Origin of the sequence: Streptomyces sp. NPDC017520, from assembly GCF_044329855.1 — a bacterium.
Taxonomy (GTDB): domain Bacteria; phylum Actinomycetota; class Actinomycetes; order Streptomycetales; family Streptomycetaceae; genus Streptomyces.
The window spans coordinates 34,122-47,108 of sequence record NZ_JBIRKB010000006.1; the positions used below are offsets into that span (position 1 = coordinate 34,122).

The following is a 12,987-nucleotide window of genomic DNA, read 5'->3' on the forward strand; positions in this document are numbered from 1 at the left end:
TGACGTCCCCGACGCGCTGCGAAGCGAACAGGCGGGCCAATAGCCCTCATCGTCTAGTGGCCCAGGACGCCGCCCTTTCAAGGCGGTAGCACGGGTTCGAATCCCGTTGGGGGCACGTTTCACCGTGTGCGAGACTTGTTTCGCACACCGCTTGGTCCTGTGGAGCAGTTTGGAGTGCTCGCCACCCTGTCAAGGTGGAGGCCGCGGGTTCAAATCCCGTCAGGACCGCTGCAGCCCCAGCGGCTGCGTGGCTGGGTAGCTCAGTTGGTACGAGCGATCGCCTGAAAAGCGATAGGTCGCCGGTTCGATCCCGGCCCCAGCCACCACTCGAAGGCCCCGTCCGATGGACGGGGCCTTCGCCGTGTCACACCTTCTCGGCCTTCTCGGCCTTCTCGGCCTTCTCGGCCTTCTCGGCCTTCTCGGCCTTCTCGGCCTTCTCGGCCTCTTCGGCCTCTTCCGTCGGTACCTCCGTACCGCGCCGGCGCAGGCGCAGGGCCCGGCCGCCCAGGACCAGCAGCACCACCAGCACCACGGCGCCCAGCAGCACCCCGTCCGGCACCTGTTCGCCCAGGTTCCGCGCCCACTGCTCGACCTCGAACGACGCGTCGACCCCCAGCAGTCCGGGCAGCGCGGTCGTCCCGTCGTACACGAGGAACAGCACGCCGAGTCCGATGAAGAACAGCCCCGACAGCAACGACGTGGTGTGCAGCTCGAACCGGCCGAGCCGGACGGCACGGCCGCGCAGCCAGGCCCGGCGGCCGAGGTCGAAGCGCTCCCAGAGCAGGGCGAGCAGGAAGAGCGGTACGGCCATCCCGAGCGCGTAGACCGCCAGCAGCAGCCCGCCGTAGACGGGGCTGCCGCTGACCGCCGCGACGGTCAGGACGCTGCCGAGGATCGGGCCCGCGCAGAATCCGGCCAGGCCGTAGACCGCGCCCAGGGCGTAGACGGAGAACGCCGTGGTGGGGCGGATCCGGCCGCTGAGGGCCACGATCCGCCGGGACGCGAAGCCGAGCCCGACGATCTGCGCGACGCCGAGCACGATGATCAGCCAGCCCGCGCCCGTGACGAGGGCGTCCCGGTGGCCGTAGAACAGCCGTCCCGCGTAGCTGCCCGCCGCGCCGAGCGGGACGAGGGTCGTGGCGAGCCCGGCGTAGAAGATGCCGGTGCGGGCCAGCAGCCGGGAGGTGGAGTCGATGGAGTACGCGAAGAAGGCCGGCAGCAGCAGCGCGCTGCACGGGCTGACCAGGGCGAGCAGCCCGCCGAGGAAGGCCGCGAAGTAGCCGATGTCCGCCGTCACTTGGCGGGGCCCTCGGCGTCGTTGCGCGCGTTGCCGGTGGTGTCCTTGCCGGTGTTCTCGCCGGTGGCCTTCGCCTGCTCGGCGGCGGCCTCGATGGCCTGGTTGAACGTCTCGTCCGGCTGCGCTCCCGCGATCGGGCGGCCGTTGATCAGGAACGACGGGGTGGACGTCGCGCCGATCCCGTACGCCTGCTCCTGGTCCTTCTTGACCGCCGCACGGGCCGCGTCACCGTCGAGGTCCTTCATGAACCGGCTCAGGTCCTTCACCCCGGCCTCTTCGGCGAGCGCCTTGACCCGGTCCTTGCCGAAGCCCTTCTCCTTCGCCCCTTCGGCGTAGGCGGCGCCGTGGAACTCCCAGAAGCGGTTCTGCTGCCCGGCGGCCCAGGCGCCGCGCGCGGCGTTCTCGGACTCCTCGCCGAAGATGGGGAAGTTGCGCCACTCGATGCGCAGCGTGCCGTCCTTCACGTACTTCTCGATCAGCTTCGGCTCGGTGTCCCGGGCGAACTTGCCGCAGTAGCCGCACTTGAAGTCGGCGTACTCGATCAGGACGACCGGGGCGTCGGCGCGGCCGACGGCCAGCTTGTCGTCGGCGTCCCGGCGGGCGAGCTTCGCCAGCTCCGGGTAGACGCCCTCGTTCGGGTCGGCGGAGACCTCGGCGGCCGGAGCTGACGAGGTGTCCGGTGCGGTGTCGTCGGGGGCGGTGGCCCGGTACGACGCGAAGCCGAGGAGGCCGGCGGCCACGACGGTCACGGCGCCGTAGACCAGGGGCTTGCGGGAGGAGGACTTCTGCCCCGTGGAGACGGGCTTCTTGGGCGTGGACATGCGGCACTCCGGGCTGGTGGGTGCGGGAGGGGGAGGGAAGGGCGCGGGTCGGGCGGGCGCCCGGCCTACACCCGCAGCACGGAGAGTTCCACGGGGGTCGGGGTGTACGGCGCCGGGGCGCGGGCCCGGGTGCCGGGCGGCGGCTCGGCCGGCAGCGCGCCCGTCGCGGCGGGCAGCCCCCACGGGGCGAGGCCGGGCGCCTGGTCGTGCGCGGAGCGGGCGCGCGAGGGGACGGCGGGCTCGCCGTCGTGGTCGCGGAGCTTCCCGCAGCCTGGGACCGGGGTGCCCGCGTCGGCGGCCTCGGCGGCCACCGGGGTGGACGGTGCGTCCCGCACTCCGGCGGCCCCCTGCGCGGAAGCGGAAGGCACGGAAGCGGCAGGCACGGGAGCAGAGGCAGCCGGAGCGGAAGGGGCCGCAGCAGAGAAAGCCGAAGCAGAGGCAGCCGCAGCGGAAGGGGCCGCAGCAGAGAAAGCCGGAGCGGAAGGAGCCGCAGCGGCGGGAGCCGGAGCCCCCAGCGCGGCTGCCGGGAGCGCCACCGATCCGCACAGCAGCCCCACGACGACCGCGAGCAGCGCCGTCAGGCTCCACCACTGCGTACGGGACACGGGACCGGGCCTTTCCCCCTGGAAGCGGGGCTGAGCGTTCGACTGCCCGAAATGGTACGTGCCGCGTGACGCAGCCCGCGCGAAATGAGGTCGCCACTCCGTGCGCCCGGGTGAGATCCTGGGAGCCGTATGTCTACTTCCTTCGCCGATCTCCAGTCCCAGCTCGGACAGCTCTCGCTCCGTGACGCGAACCGGCTCGGCCGGCGCCTCGAAGGAGCGCGCCGCATCCGCAAGCCCGAGGCCCGCCAGTCCGTGCTGGACGAGATCGCGGCCGATGCGGGCAGGGCGGCGAGCCGGCTCGCGGCGCGCGCGGCCCGGCTGCCGGCCCTGTCGTATCCCGAAGAGCTGCCCGTCAGCCAGAAGAAGGACGAGATCCTGGAGGCGATACGCGACCACCAGGTCGTGATCGTCGCCGGGGAGACCGGGTCCGGGAAGACCACGCAGATTCCCAAGATCTGTATGGAGCTGGGGCGCGGGGTCCGGGGCATGATCGGGCACACCCAGCCCCGACGGATCGCCGCCCGTACGGTCGCCGAGCGGGTCGCGGACGAGCTGAAGACGCCGCTGGGCGAGACGGTCGGCTGGAAGGTCCGCTTCACCGACCAGGTGAACCCGGAGTCGACGTATCTGAAGCTGATGACGGACGGCATCCTGCTCGCCGAGATCCAGACGGACCGCGAGCTGCTGGCGTACGACACGATCATCATCGACGAGGCCCACGAGCGGTCCCTGAACATCGACTTCCTGCTCGGCTATCTGGCCCGGCTGCTCCCGAAGCGCCCTGACCTGAAGGTCGTCATCACCTCGGCGACCATCGACCCGGAGCGGTTCGCCCGCCACTTCGGCGAGGCGCCGATCGTGGAGGTCAGCGGGCGGACGTATCCGGTGGAGGTGCGGTATCGCCCCCTGCTCGAAGAGGCCGACGAGGATGCGGCGGACTCCGACCGCGACCAGATCACCGCGATCTGCGACGCCGTCGACGAACTGGGCCACGAGGCCCCGGGCGATGTCCTGGTCTTCCTCTCCGGCGAGCGCGAGATCCGGGACACGGCGGACGCGCTGAACAAGCGGAACCTCAGACACACCGAGGTGCTCCCCCTCTACGCGCGCCTCTCGCACGCCGAGCAGCACCGCGTGTTCCAGCGCCACACCGGACGCCGCATCGTGCTCGCGACCAACGTCGCCGAGACCTCGCTGACCGTCCCCGGCATCAAGTACGTGATCGACCCGGGCAACGCCCGTATCTCCCGCTACAGCCACCGCACCAAGGTCCAGCGGCTGCCGATCGAGCGGATCTCCCAGGCCAGCGCCAACCAGCGCAAGGGCCGCTGCGGCCGTACGTCGGACGGCATCTGCATCCGGCTGTACTCGGAGGACGACTTCGTCACCCGGCCGGAGTTCACCGACCCGGAGATCCTGCGGACCAACCTGGCCTCCGTCATCCTCCAGATGACCGCCGCCGGGCTCGGCGACATCGAGAAGTTCCCCTTCATCGACCCGCCGGACCACCGCAACATCCGCGACGGCGTGCAGCTCCTCCAGGAGCTGGGTGCGCTCGATCCGGGCGAGAAGGATCCGAAGAAGCGGCTCACCCCGCTCGGCCGCAAGCTCTCCCAGCTGCCCGTCGACCCGCGCCTGGCCCGGATGGTCATCGAGGCCGACAAGAACGGCTGCGCCCGCGAGGTCATGGTCATCGCCGCCGCGCTCTCCATCCAGGACCCGCGCGAGCGGCCCGCGGAGAAGCAGACGCAGGCCGACCAGAACCACGCCCGGTTCAAGGACGAGACCTCCGACTTCCTGGCGTATCTGAACCTCTGGGCCTACGTCCGCGAGCAGCAGAAGGAGCGCGGCTCGTCCTCGTTCCGCCGGATGTGCAAGCAGGAGTACCTGAACTTCCTGCGCATCCGCGAATGGCAGGACATCTACGCCCAACTGCGTACGGTCGCCAAGCAGATGGGCATCACCGTCGAGGAGCCCAAGGCGGAGGGGTCCATCCCCGAGCAGGCGGTGCACACCTCGCTGCTGGCCGGGCTGCTGTCGCACATCGGGCTGAAGGACACCGAGAAGAACGAGTACCTGGGCGCGCGCAGCGCCAAGTTCGCGATCTTCCCCGGGTCGGCGCTCTTCAAGAAGCAGCCCCGGTTCGTGATGTCGGCGGAGCTGGTGGAGACCTCCCGGCTGTGGGCGCGGGTCAACGCCAAGGTCGAGCCCGAATGGATCGAGCCGCTGGCCGGGCATCTGCTGAAGCGCACCTACAGCGAGCCGCACTGGGAGAAGGACCAGGCCGCGGTGATGGCGTTCGAACGGGTCACCCTCTACGGGGTGCCGATCGTCGCCCAGCGCAAGGTCAATTTCGGACGTATCGACCAGGAGGCCTCGCGGGATCTGTTCATCCGCAACGCCCTGGTCGAGGGCGACTGGCGCACCCACCACCAGTTCTTCCATGACAACCGCAAACTCCTCGGCGAGGTCGAGGAGCTGGAGCACCGCGCCCGCCGCCGCGACATCCTCGTGGACGACGAGACGCTGTTCGACTTCTACGACCAGCGGATTCCCGAGCACGTCGTGTCCGGGGCCCACTTCGACTCCTGGTGGAAGAACAAGAAGCGCGAGGAGCCGGACGCGCTCGACTTCGAGCGCTCCATGCTCATCAACGAGAAGGCCGGGGCCGTCACCAAGGACGACTACCCGGACTCCTGGCGGCAGGGGAAGCTCAAGTTCAAGGTGACGTACCAGTTCGAGCCCGGTGCGGACGCGGACGGCGTGACCGTCCACGTACCGCTCCAGGTGCTCAACCAGGTCACGTCCGAGGGCTTCGACTGGCAGATTCCGGGGCTGCGCGAGGAGGTCGTCACGGAGCTGATCCGCTCGCTGCCGAAGCCGATCCGCCGGCACTACGTCCCCGCGCCGAACTACGCGGACAAGTTCCTGGACCGGGCGGTCCCGCTCCAGGAGCCGCTGCCGTTCACCCTGGCGCGGGAGCTCCAGCGGATGGTCGGCGTGCCGGTCACGGCGGACGACTTCGACCTCTCCCGGGTCCCGGACCATCTGAAGATCACATTCCGGATCGTCGACGAGCGACGGCGGAAGGTCGCCGAGGACAAGGACCTGGAGGCGCTCAGGCTCCAGCTGCGGCCGAAGGCCCGGCAGGCGCTCTCCCAGGCCGCGGCGGCGACCGCCGGGCCCTCCGGGGAGTCCATCGAGCGGTCCGGGCTCACCGACTGGACGATCGGCACGCTGAACAAGGTCTTCGAGACCCGGCGGGCCGGGCAGCCGGTCAAGGCCTATCCGGCCCTCGTCGACCAGGGTGGGACCGTGGCCGTACGCCTCTTCGACACCGAGGCCGAGCAGCAGCAGGCGATGTGGCGCGGTACCCGGCGGCTGATCATGCTGAACATTCCGGTGCACCCGGCGAAGTTCGCCTCGGACCGGCTCTCCAACCAGCAGAAGCTGGCCCTGTCCCGTAATCCGCACGGCTCGGTCCAGGCCCTCTTCGAGGACTGCGCCACCGCCGCGGCCGACCGGCTGATCGCCGCGCACGGCGGACCGGCGTGGGACGAGAAGGCGTTCCGGACGCTGTACGACAAGGTGCGCGCGGATCTGGTGGACCTGACCGTCCGCACGATCGACCAGGTGCAGCAGATCCTGGCCGCGTGGCAGGCCTGCGAGCGCCGACTGAAGTCGACGAACAGCCTGACGCTGGTGGCCAACGTCACCGATGTACGTGAGCAGCTGGCCCGTCTCGTACCGCCCGGTTTCGTTACGGCCACCGGACTGCGCCGGCTGCCGGACCTGATGCGCTACCTCGTGGCGGCCGACCGGCGGCTCCAGCAGATGCCGACGGCGGTGCAGCGGGACACCACGCGGATGGCGAAGGTCCACGAGATGCAGGACGAGTACGCCTGGCTGCTCGAACAGCTCCCGCAGGGCCGGCCGGTGCCGCAGGAGGTGCTGGACGTCCGCTGGATGATCGAGGAGCTGCGGGTCAGCTATTTCGCCCACGCGCTGGGCACCGCGTTCCCCGTCTCGGACAAGCGGATCGTCAAGGCGATCGATGCCCTCGCGCCCTGACGCGGGGGGCTGACGGGGGCTCGTGAAGCGGTGACGGTGTCACCACCAGGAGTGAAGTCGACCTGGGCCTCCCACCTCCTGTACAGTCTGGTTTCGCAGCAAGCCGCAAGGCAAGCGGCGAAAACCTGGTCCTGTGGAGCAGTTTGGAGTGCTCGCCACCCTGTCAAGGTGGAGGCCGCGGGTTCAAATCCCGTCAGGACCGCAGTAGAAGAAAGCCCGGATCGTTCCGATCCGGGCTTTCTCGCGTTCTGCCCCGCGTCTTGACGGCTCCCTCCGCCGCGGGTACCCCGGAGAAGCAGAGGCTGACCCTGCTCCTCGGCGTTCCTCGGCGCTTCACACGGCGGGGGACGACCGGGCTCACCGGGAGGTGGCTCGTATGTCCGCGTCCACGGCACGACATGAGACCCGCGCGCTGCTGCGCGCCCACCTGGCGGCCGCTTCCGCCTATCGCCACCTCACCCGGCACTGCGCGGTCTGCCATCGCCTCCTGCGGCTCGCCATGGAGCCCGGGGGCGACGGGGACCGCCGAGCCTCCGGGAGCCCGTCGGAAGCCCCGCGGGAAGCCGCCGAGGGCCAGGCCTCCGCCGGACGGCCCGACGAAAACGGGGCCGAGGCCGGGACGGGGACCGAAAGACCCTCCGCGACATGACCATCGGCCGGGTGCCTCCGCGTCCGGCCAGTGGCAGTCTGGAAGTTGGCAAGCGTCGGACGGTGTGACGGTAGTCACTGAAAGAGTTTTCAGACCGGGGGATTTTACGCCTCCCCTACAACTGGTGAATTTAATATGTGCAATTGCACGGGGGTGGCGGGCCCACGGGGACCGTTCCGTCCGGGGCTGTCCCAACGCGTCCGGGACGCCCACCCGCACTCCCGCGCAGACCCGCTCGCAGACCCGCTCGCAGACCCGCGAGGGTCCCCCGTCGACCCCCGAAGCCGACCGACCGCCCGGTTCTGGTCCCGGCCGTCCCAGAGGGCCGGAAGAGGCCCCCGAGGGCCGGCAGCGGCCCGGGAGCGACCAGGGAGGCCGTCCGGGGCACAAAAAAAGATCGCGCTGGACCCGGCGGAGTCCAGCGCGATCGATACGACGACACCCGTAGACACAGGTATGACGCCCGTTGGGGCAGGCGTCCGTCGAGTGGAGCTATGGGTGGGCGGCTGGGGTTGGGGGACCTTGCAGCTGCCCGGATAGTGATGCTGTGCTGCTGTATTGCTGCGGGGCAGGGGTGTGTCAGGCCTCGCTGCGCTGCTGCGGAATACCCGCAAGCAGTGCGCGGACCTCGGCCTCGCGGTACCGGCGATGCCCACCGAGCGTGCGGATGGACGTGAGCTTGCCAGCCTTGGCCCAACGGGTGACCGTCTTCGGGTCCACGCGGAACATCGTGGCAACCTCAGCCGGGGTCAGCAGCGGCTCGGCATCAGGGGTGCGAGCGGTCATGAGCGGCCTCCTCGGGAGAACCGAACCTTCTCGGTTCTTTCCTCTAAATTCTGCACCTTGACCCGCGTTGCCCGAAATGGCGGACGCGGGCCGAGTCGGTTATAGGACGAACGGCTTGTCCTCGGCACTACAACTACACCATCCGTCCAGCCACGTCGGCCAAACCGATGGAATTGCCCTCCCAGGTGTTCATCAGCGACGGAAGCCGATGGACCATGCCATAGCGGACAGTCACGCCCCAGTGACGATCAGTCACAGAGCGAACAGGAGCCGTCAGACCCCCCATAGAGTGCAATACCGAGCATTCCGCCCTTACTTGGACAGAAGGAGCCCTCCCCGGACTCCTTGTCCTATTTTGGCATGAGGGGTAGGGATAGGCGCAAGGGCCCCGTTAGTGCTGTCCATCACGCTTGAGGCAAAGGCCCGGTTCAGGACGTAGGTCCTAAGCCCAGCGGAGTACGCTTCCGCCCCACACATCACACGCGCCACACAGGGCGCAGGTTCACGGCCCGTCAACTGTTTGCCGAGCCCCACTTCGTCGCCCTCCGTCGAGGCGACCCGGCTTCCTCCTCCTTCCGTACGCCCCGGCCTCGCGGCCTGCCCGCCGGCCCCTCGGCCGTCCTGGATGAAGGATGCCCCGGTTCCATCACCTTGATGCCACTGTGGGCCTTTTCACGTCAATTGATGAACTGGAGGTCCCGGACCGCCCGCCAGCGCTCCGCGAGCCGCGCGTACGCCTCCCCCGCGCCCTCGCCGTCGCCGTCCCGCAGCGCGGCGAGCCCCTCCGCCACATCCGCCGCCGACCGGTCCCCGGCGAGCCGCTCCGCCGACAACGCGTGCACCAGGCCCCCGTAGTCCAGCTCGACCAGGGAGCGCGGGTGGAACTCCTCCAGCCAGCGCCCCACGTCCACCAGGCCCTCGGTCAGCGGGCCCTCGGGAACGTGCCCGCGCAGCGTCCGCAGCGCCCGCGCCAGCCGGCGCCGGGCCTCGACCATCGGGGTGCGGTAGCGCAGCACGGGCCCCGCCCCCTCGGCGTCCGCCACCACGTACTCCCGCTCCTCGTCGCGGAAGAGGACGAACCAGCGCACCGGGACCTGCCACACCGTCGTGCGGATCCAGGGCCTCGCGTCCGGGTGGAGCCGCCGCCAGCGCTCGTGATCCGCCGCCGCCTGACCGCGCACCACCGCGGGGAGCACGGCGTCGAGCACGTTGGCCGGAAACATGCCCCCCAGTTCCTCCAGGGCCAGCCAGCCCCGCAACCTGGTCCGCCACGGGCAGACGCACACCACCCCGTCCAGCTCCGCCACGAACGCGTCGCCGCTCTCGCGCACCGGCACCCCGACCGGCGGCGTCGACGCCAAGTCGGCCAGCGAGCGACGCAGTTCGTCCTGGGCCGTGGGAAGGTCCTCGCGCCGCGCGTAGCGCGCCCAGTGACTCCGTTCGGGCTCGGCGAACGCGGCGAGCGGCTCGTAGATCCGGAGGTAGGACGTGTAAGGGACGAGCACCGAAGACACCACCGACATGCAGCGCATCGTGTCACGGCGGTACACCCCCGGGCCTCTCGTTCGGATCAGGTCGGATCAGGGAGCGGGGTCCGGTGCGTGCAGCTGCAAGGCGGAGGATTGAGGCATGGCGGAGCCATGGTGATTGACGACAACGCCGCAGATGCGCGTGCCGGACCCCGCGAGCCCGACCTGATCCGAACGAGAGGCCCCAGGGGGTGATCCTCCGCACGGGGGCGGATCCGCGCCGCCGGAGGACTTACGCTCTTGCCCATCGGACCGGCCGTGCCGGTCGGTCCGGGGCCCTCCCCACCCCCAGGAGGGTCTCCGCCGCTTCGTACTTGGGAGTCACCACAGTGACCGATGTGACCGACGGCGTCCTGCACACCCTGTTCCACTCGGATCAGGGAGGACACGAACAAGTCGTGATCTGCCAGGACCGTGCCACCGGCCTCAAGGCCGTCATCGCCCTCCACTCCACCGCCCTGGGCCCGGCCCTCGGCGGCACCCGCTTCTACCCGTACGCCACCGAGGCGGAAGCCGTCGCCGACGCGCTGAACCTGTCGCGCGGGATGTCGTACAAGAACGCTCTGGCCGGTCTCGACCACGGTGGCGGCAAGGCCGTCATCATCGGCGACCCGGAGAAGATCAAGAGCGAGGAACTCCTCCTCGCCTACGGCCGGTTCGTCGCCTCGCTCGGCGGCCGCTACGTGACCGCCTGCGACGTCGGCACCTACGTCGCCGACATGGACGTCGTCGCCCGGGAGTGCCGCTGGACCACCGGCCGCTCCCCCGAGAACGGCGGCGCGGGCGACTCCTCGGTGCTCACCGCGTTCGGCGTCTTCCAGGGCATGCGGGCCTCGGCCCAGCACCTGTGGGGCGACCCGACCCTGCGCGGCCGCAAGGTCGGCGTCGCCGGGGTCGGCAAGGTGGGCCACCACCTCGTCGAGCACCTGCTCTCCGACGGGGCCGAGGTCGTGATCACCGACGTCCGCGAGGAGTCGCTGCGCCGGATCACCGATGCGCACCCCGAGGTGACCGTGGTGGCGGACACCGACGCGCTGATCCGCACCGAGGACCTGGACGTCTACGCGCCGTGCGCGCTCGGCGGCGCGCTGAACGACGACACCGTCCCCGTGCTCACCGCGAAGGTGGTGTGCGGCGCTGCCAACAACCAGCTGGCGCACCCCGGCGTCGAGAAGGACCTGGCCGACCGGTCGGTTCTCTACGCGCCCGACTACGTGGTCAACGCCGGTGGCGTCATCCAGGTGGCCGACGAGCTGCATGGGTTCGACTTCGACCGGTGCAAGGCGAAGGCGACGAAGATCTTCGACACCACGCTGGAAATATTCGCACGTGCGAAGGCGGATGGGATCCCGCCGGCCGCGGCGGCCGACCGGCTCGCCGAACAGCGGATGGCGGAGGCGCACACCCGCTGACCGGGCGGCCCTCGACCACCCCTACGACCCACCGGCCGACGAGACAAGACTCACGCCGGTCGGCGGGTCGTACCTCCACAAGAGGTTAAAATCGCGGTTGACCAGGGAGGACGGGGCTCCTCGCTGGCCCTGTGTCGGGACCGGAATGCGGGCGGCGTACCGTATGGCCACGGAAGCAGGTACCGTTAAAGCTCTACGGGCGCGGCCTCTCTGTCGAGAGTCCGTCCCGAAACATGAACGCGTGTCAAGACTCTGGGGCCGTCGAGCCCCGTCACCGAGGGGGTCGAGCCATGGGGCGCGGCCGGGCAAAGGCCAAGCAGACCAAGGTCGCCCGCCAGCTGAAGTACAGCAGCGGCGGGACTGACCTGTCGCGTCTGGCCAATGAGCTGGGCGCATCGCCTTCGAGTCAGCCACCGAACGCAGAGCCGTTCGAGGACGACGACGAGGAAGATGACCCGTACGCACAGTACGCGGATCGCTACAACCAGGACGATGACGAAAATCAGGACGATCAGTCCGGTCCGTCGTCACAGCGCCGCGGCGCTTGACCTCGCGCTGACACATCAACCCGGTCCGGGCCTGCCCCGGACCGGGTTCTGTGTGTCCCGGTCCAGGCTTTCCCGTGGTGCCATCCCCTGGTGCCACGGTGCCATCCCGTGGTGCCACGGTGCCGTGGTGCGGCGGGCGGGCTGCCCGGCGCACCACGGCGCGACGGTGACTATCGGGCGTAGTCGCCGGTCAGCTCGGCGCCCGTGGTGTGCTCACCGCGGTCGGTGATCTCGCCGGCGACCCAGGAGTCGACCCCGCGGTCGGCCAGTGTCGTCAGCGCGGCGTCCACCGAGTCGGCCGGGACGATCGCGATCATGCCGACGCCCATGTTGAGCGTCTTCTCCAGCTCCAGCCGCTCGACCTGACCGGCCTTGCCGACCAGGTCGAAGACGGCTCCGGGCGTCCACGTGGAGCGGTCCACGGTGGCGTGCAGGCCGTCCGGGATGACCCGGGCCAGGTTGTTCGCCAGGCCGCCGCCGGTGACGTGGCTGAAGCCGTGCACCTCGGTCGTCCGGGTGAGGGCCAGGCAGTCCAGGGAGTAGATCCGGGTGGGCTCCAGGAGCTCCTCGCCGAGCGTGCGGCCGAACTCCGCGACCTCGCGGTCCAGGGACCAGCCGGCCCGGTCGAAGACCACGTGGCGGACGAGCGAGTACCCGTTGGAGTGAAGACCGGAGGACGCCATGGCGATGACCGCGTCACCCTTGCGGATACGGTCCGGGCCGAGCAGGCGGTCGGCCTCGACCACGCCCGTACCGGCTCCGGCGACGTCGAAGTCGTCCGGGCCGAGGAGACCCGGGTGCTCGGCCGTCTCGCCGCCGACCAGGGAGCAGCCCGCCAGGACACAGCCTTCGGCGATGCCCTTCACGATGGCCGCGACACGCTCGGGGTGCACCTTGCCGACGCAGATGTAGTCGGTCATGAACAGCGGCTCGGCGCCACAGACGACGAGGTCGTCCACGACCATGCCGACGAGGTCGTGGCCGATGGTGTCGTACACGCCCATCTGGCGGGCCAGGTCCACCTTGGTGCCGACGCCGTCGGTGGCGGAGGCCAGGAGCGGGCGCTCGTAGCGCTTCAGCGCCGAGGCGTCGAAGAGGCCGGCGAAACCGCCGAGGCCGCCGAGGCCCGCGACCTCCGGGCGCTGCGTCTTCTTCACCCACTCCTTCATCAGCTCGACGGCACGGTCACCGGCTTCGATGTCGACGCCGGCCGCCGCGTAGGAAGCACCTGTTGTCTCAGACATGGCCTGGGATCTTTCGTGTGGAGAT

Annotated in this window: 10 protein-coding genes and 4 tRNA genes; 8 read left to right on the forward strand and 6 right to left on the reverse strand. The window is 70.1% G+C overall.

What is annotated here, in order from left to right:
* Window positions 1–42: 42 nt before the first annotated feature.
* The 3 genes from ACH4KB_RS15990 to ACH4KB_RS16000 all read left to right on the forward strand — a co-directional run bounded on the left by ACH4KB_RS15990 (window position 43) and on the right by ACH4KB_RS16000 (window position 326).
* Window positions 43–115: transfer RNA gene (locus tag ACH4KB_RS15990), tRNA-Glu, on the forward strand.
* A gap of 38 nt (window positions 116–153) precedes the next feature.
* Window positions 154–228: transfer RNA gene (locus ACH4KB_RS15995), tRNA-Asp, on the forward strand.
* A 21-nt stretch (window positions 229–249) separates the two neighbouring features.
* Window positions 250–326, forward strand: a tRNA-Phe gene (locus tag ACH4KB_RS16000).
* A 38-nt stretch (window positions 327–364) separates the two neighbouring features.
* Here the strand turns inward: ACH4KB_RS16000 and ACH4KB_RS16005 are convergent.
* The 3 genes from ACH4KB_RS16005 to ACH4KB_RS16015 all read right to left on the reverse strand — a co-directional run bounded on the left by ACH4KB_RS16005 (window position 365) and on the right by ACH4KB_RS16015 (window position 2,723).
* Window positions 365–1,297 carry a cytochrome c biogenesis CcdA family protein gene (locus ACH4KB_RS16005; protein WP_398066565.1) on the reverse strand — a complete coding sequence of 311 codons (933 nt, stop codon included), beginning with the start codon at window positions 1,295–1,297 and terminating at the stop codon, window positions 365–367.
* The gene (locus ACH4KB_RS16010; protein ID WP_398066566.1) at window positions 1,294–2,118 is read right to left on the reverse strand and encodes a DsbA family protein; all 825 of its coding nucleotides are present in this window, start codon (window positions 2,116–2,118) and stop codon (window positions 1,294–1,296) included. The genes ACH4KB_RS16005 and ACH4KB_RS16010 overlap by 4 nt, the downstream gene beginning before the upstream one ends.
* 65 nt (window positions 2,119–2,183) lie before the next feature.
* Window positions 2,184–2,723, reverse strand: a complete 540-nt coding sequence (locus ACH4KB_RS16015; RefSeq protein WP_398066567.1) for a hypothetical protein — start codon at window positions 2,721–2,723, stop codon at window positions 2,184–2,186.
* 129 nt (window positions 2,724–2,852) lie between these two features.
* Here ACH4KB_RS16015 and hrpA point away from each other — a divergent pair, with 129 nt between their 5' ends.
* The 3 genes from hrpA to ACH4KB_RS16030 all read left to right on the forward strand — a co-directional run bounded on the left by hrpA (window position 2,853) and on the right by ACH4KB_RS16030 (window position 7,443).
* Entirely contained in the window at window positions 2,853–6,794 is a 3,942-nt protein-coding gene (hrpA, locus tag ACH4KB_RS16020; protein ID WP_398066568.1) for an ATP-dependent RNA helicase HrpA, read from the forward strand.
* A gap of 127 nt (window positions 6,795–6,921) precedes the next feature.
* Window positions 6,922–6,996: transfer RNA gene (locus ACH4KB_RS16025), tRNA-Asp, on the forward strand.
* Window positions 6,997–7,170: 174 nt separating this feature from the next.
* A complete protein-coding gene (locus ACH4KB_RS16030; RefSeq protein ID WP_398066569.1) occupies window positions 7,171–7,443 on the forward strand; it encodes a DUF6274 family protein in 273 nt (90 codons plus the stop codon).
* Between the two features lie 579 nt (window positions 7,444–8,022).
* Here the strand turns inward: ACH4KB_RS16030 and bldC are convergent.
* Together bldC and ACH4KB_RS16040 are read right to left on the reverse strand one after the other, a co-directional pair.
* Window positions 8,023–8,229: a developmental transcriptional regulator BldC gene (gene bldC, locus ACH4KB_RS16035; RefSeq protein WP_003949541.1), complete on the reverse strand. Its 207-nt coding sequence runs from the start codon at window positions 8,227–8,229 to the stop codon at window positions 8,023–8,025.
* A gap of 677 nt (window positions 8,230–8,906) precedes the next feature.
* Window positions 8,907–9,752 carry a hypothetical protein gene (locus ACH4KB_RS16040; RefSeq protein ID WP_398066570.1) on the reverse strand — a complete coding sequence of 282 codons (846 nt, stop codon included), beginning with the start codon at window positions 9,750–9,752 and terminating at the stop codon, window positions 8,907–8,909.
* A gap of 335 nt (window positions 9,753–10,087) precedes the next feature.
* Here ACH4KB_RS16040 and ACH4KB_RS16045 point away from each other — a divergent pair, with 335 nt between their 5' ends.
* Window positions 10,088–11,170 carry a Leu/Phe/Val dehydrogenase gene (locus ACH4KB_RS16045; RefSeq protein ID WP_398066571.1) on the forward strand — a complete coding sequence of 361 codons (1,083 nt, stop codon included), beginning with the start codon at window positions 10,088–10,090 and terminating at the stop codon, window positions 11,168–11,170.
* 290 nt (window positions 11,171–11,460) lie between these two features.
* A complete protein-coding gene (locus ACH4KB_RS16050) occupies window positions 11,461–11,718 on the forward strand; it encodes a DUF3073 domain-containing protein (RefSeq protein WP_398066572.1) in 258 nt (85 codons plus the stop codon).
* Window positions 11,719–11,888: 170 nt separating this feature from the next.
* Here the strand turns inward: ACH4KB_RS16050 and purM are convergent, their stop codons facing one another.
* Complete coding sequence (purM, locus tag ACH4KB_RS16055) at window positions 11,889–12,962, reverse strand: phosphoribosylformylglycinamidine cyclo-ligase (RefSeq protein WP_398066573.1); 1,074 nt, start codon at window positions 12,960–12,962, stop codon at window positions 11,889–11,891.
* Window positions 12,963–12,987: the final 25 nt, after the last annotated feature.